Source organism: Streptobacillus felis (assembly GCF_001559775.1).
In the GTDB taxonomy this organism is placed as follows: Bacteria; Fusobacteriota; Fusobacteriia; order Fusobacteriales; family Leptotrichiaceae; genus Streptobacillus; species Streptobacillus felis.
The window spans coordinates 1-3616 of the sequence record NZ_LOHX01000343.1 but is presented as its reverse complement, the minus strand read 5'-3'; the positions used below and the strand labels follow the sequence as shown (position 1 = coordinate 3616).

The 3616-nt window shown below is 24.8% G+C and carries 4 protein-coding genes; 1 reads left to right on the top strand and 3 read right to left on the bottom strand.

Annotated features, from left to right (window positions below; translation table 11 throughout):
• A partial coding sequence (locus AYC60_RS08095; protein ID WP_067323415.1) for a transposase occupies nucleotides 1-286 on the top strand: 286 nt, incomplete at its 5' end.
• A gap of 208 nt (nucleotides 287-494) precedes the next feature.
• Here AYC60_RS08095 and AYC60_RS08090 read toward each other — a convergent pair.
• From AYC60_RS08090 to AYC60_RS08080, 3 genes are read right to left on the bottom strand one after another with little or no spacing between them, the layout of a single operon-like run.
• Nucleotides 495-1379 (bottom strand): LysR family transcriptional regulator, encoded by an 885-nt coding sequence (locus tag AYC60_RS08090; RefSeq protein WP_067323412.1) that lies wholly within the window; start codon nucleotides 1377-1379, stop codon nucleotides 495-497.
• A gap of 51 nt (nucleotides 1380-1430) precedes the next feature.
• On the bottom strand, nucleotides 1431-1760 hold the full coding sequence (locus AYC60_RS08085; protein ID WP_067323410.1) for a hypothetical protein: 330 nt from the start codon (nucleotides 1758-1760) through the stop codon (nucleotides 1431-1433).
• A 17-nt stretch (nucleotides 1761-1777) separates the two neighbouring features.
• Nucleotides 1778-3397, bottom strand: a complete 1620-nt coding sequence (locus tag AYC60_RS08080; protein ID WP_067323408.1) for an ABC-F family ATP-binding cassette domain-containing protein — start codon at nucleotides 3395-3397, stop codon at nucleotides 1778-1780.
• Nucleotides 3398-3616 lie beyond the last annotated feature (219 nt).

The following is a 3616-nucleotide window of genomic DNA, read 5'->3' as shown; positions in this document are numbered from 1 at the left end:
TATGGATAGATGGTATGATAATTGGGAAAATATTTCACCTATGTTTTCATATGGAGAAGAGTTAAGAAAGATAGTATATACAACAAATGCTATAGAATCATTAAATTCATCATATAAAAGAATAAATAAAGGAAGAGTTGTATTTCCAAGTAAAACATCATTATTTAAATCACTTTATTTAGCAACAGAAATTATTACAAAAAAATGGAGTCAACCTATTAGAAATTGGGGACAAATTTATATGGAATTAATTATTAATTTTGGTAGAGAGCGTATAGAAATTTAAAGAAATTTACCAATAAATTAAGAGGGTTTGGTCAAAAAACCTTACCCTCTGTATTGACATGCTGTAAAATACAGCTATAATATATTGAATTGTTTATAAACTAAATATCATAAGAGTTTTTGAATAAAAAAGTAAATTTGAAGAATTTACAGACTTATTTCAATACTCTCGATAGTATTTATTATAAATATAATAATTACTATCTTTTTTAACAAATTGTATCCAATATAAATTTTTCAATATAATTAATTACTTCCTTGTGTTTTTCATTATTTTCAAATCTACGAGCAATAAATATTTCTTTTATAATATTTACATTTATAATTTCTACACTTTTTAGTTCTTTTCTATATAATTCTGTTTTAACAGCAGAATAAGGTAAAAATGCTAAAAAATTTGATCTAGAAACAGATTTTTTTATTGCCTCTATTGATTCAAGTTGAGTAATAATATTGAAATCTGAATAGTTAGGTATAACTTCTTCAATTGCTTCATTTATAGTATCATCACCAATATATTGAATATAGTTAAATTTTGATAATTCATCTAAACTAACATTATTTATTTTATTTTCGTTTGAAGCAACTAAAATTATATTTTCATCATATGCTTTTGTATATTTAATTTTCCAAAATTCACAGTTTTGACAATTAGAAACAAAACCTATGTCAACTATACCATCTGCAATATCTGAAACTATCTTAGAAGAACTATTTTTTAAAAATAAAGGAAATTTCATGTTTTCAAATTTATTGTTTAAATTATATAAAACACAAGGAAGAGAGTAGTTTGCAACTGAAGGTACAGCTACAATTTTTAATTTTTTTACATTTTCCTTTATATCTTTTAATTCTTTTCTTATTTCTCCATCTATAAATAATATTTTTTTAAAATAATTATATACGATTTGACCTTCTTTAGTTAAACTGACACCTTTATTAGTTCTAATAAGTAGAACAGTATCTAACTCATTTTCTAATTTGTTTATTATTTTAGATAATGCAGATTGGGTAATAAAAAGTTCGGATGCTGTTTTTGAAATAGTACCGAACTCTATTAGTTTAATAAACGCTTTTATATTATTAATATCCATATTTTATCCTTTGTAAAAGAGGTTAAAGAAAACTTTAACCTCTATATTTTGTTATTTTTTACCAAATAATCCTTTAGCAGCATCTAATAATGAATCAACTTTTGCAGTTTTTAAAATTGAACCTAAAGCTCCTTCTAATTTTGCAGTAATTCCATTAACAACTTCTTCACCTAGATATTGTTTAGCAAATTCTTTAATTTTTTCTAAGTAAGTAGATAATTCTTCTTTTGTGATTTGATTTTCATTAAATAAACCATTTAATTTATCTGTAAAATTACCTAAATTAGATTTTACTAAATCCATTCCAGTGTTTACATCTACACCCTTTAAAGTTTCTTTTACTTGTTCAAAATCTTTGTTAAAATCTTCTAATGAATACATAACATTCCTCCTTTTTTTTATCTATACAAATCATTGATTTGTTCCTGTAATTCTTCATCTTCGATATATTCATCGAAGCTCATTTCTTTATAAATTAATCCCTTAGGAGTAATTTCGATTATTTTATTTGCAATTGTTTGAATAAACTCATGATCGTGAGTAGTAAATAATATAGTACCATTAAATCTTGTTAAACCTTTATTTAAAGATGTTATAGACTCAAGATCTAAGTGATCTGTTGGGTTATCTAGTAATAATACATTTGCTCCAGATAGCATCATTTTAGCTAACATACATCTAACTTTTTCTCCTCCAGATAAAACTTTTGCTTCTTTTTTTGCTTCTTCACCAGAAAATAGCATACGACCTAAGAATCCTCTTACATATTCTTCATGTTGTTCTTTAGAGTATTGTCTTAACCAATCTATTAATGAAAGATCTACATTTTCAAAATATTCAGAATTATCTTTAGGAAAATAACTTTGACTGGTTGTCATTCCCCATTCAAAAGTACCATTATCAGGTTCTAATTCTCCAGCTAAAATTTGGAAAAGAGTTGTTTTTGCTATATCATTTCTTGAAAGTATAGCAACCTTATCATTAGTATTAATAGTAAAACTAATATTATCTAATACTAATTCACCATCAATAGTTTTTGATAAATTTTCAACTTTTAACATATTATTCCCAGCTTCTCTTTCAGGTTTGAAATCAACATAAGGATATTTTCTGTTAGAAACTTGTATATCTTCAAGCTGTAATTTTTCAAGTTGTTTCTTTCTACTAGTTGCTTGTTTTGATTTTGAAGCATTAGCAGAGAATCTTGCGATAAATTCTTGTAACTCTTTTCTTTTTTGTTCAACTTTTTTATTTTGATTTCTTAAAAGTTCTTGCATTAATTGAGATGATTCATACCAGAAGTTATAGTTTCCAACAAATAGTTTAATCTTACCATAATCTATATCTGCAATATGAGTACATACTTTGTTTAAAAAGTGTCTATCATGAGATACTATTAAAACAGTAGTAGTTTCTAATTCCATAATAAAATTTTCTAGCCAATTTACTGCTTTTAAATCAAGTCCATTAGTAGGTTCATCTAAAAGAAGGATATCAGGATTACCAAATAAACTTTGAGCTAGTAGAACTTTAACTTTTTCTGGTTCAGTTAATTCTTTCATTAGCTTATAATGTAAATCAGGTGTAATACCTAATCCATTTAATAGTTTTTCAGCATTAGTTTCAGCTTCCCAACCATCTAAATCAGCAAATTCACCTTCAAGTTCAGAAATTTTAATCCCATCTTCATCAGTAAATTCAGTTTTTGAATAAATTTCATTTCTCTCTTGCATAATTTGATAAAGTTTTTCATGCCCCATAATTACAACATCTAGTACAGTATTTTCCTCAAATGCAAAGTGATTTTGTTTTAAAAATGAAATTCTTTTGTTTTTATCTATTATTATTTCACCGTTAGTAGAGTCAACTTCTCCAGTTAAAACTTTTAAAAAAGTTGATTTACCAGCACCATTTGCACCGATAATCCCATAACAGTTACCTTCTGTAAATTTTATATTTACATCTTCGAATAATTTTCTTCCACCAAATTGGACAGTTAAATTACTTGTAGTTATCATATTACTTCCTTTCAAATTTCTTGCTATATTATATTATATCAAAAAATGTAGATTTTTACAAATAAATATTGTATTTAAAAAGGTTGCTGTAAGTAGAAATTAGAAATGTCCAAAATTAAATAATAAAAATTTTATAGTGCAGTATAATTGAATTTATGCTGCATTTTTATTTTCAAAATAAATATTTTTTGATGTTTTACCATTAAAAATTTTTCTTGG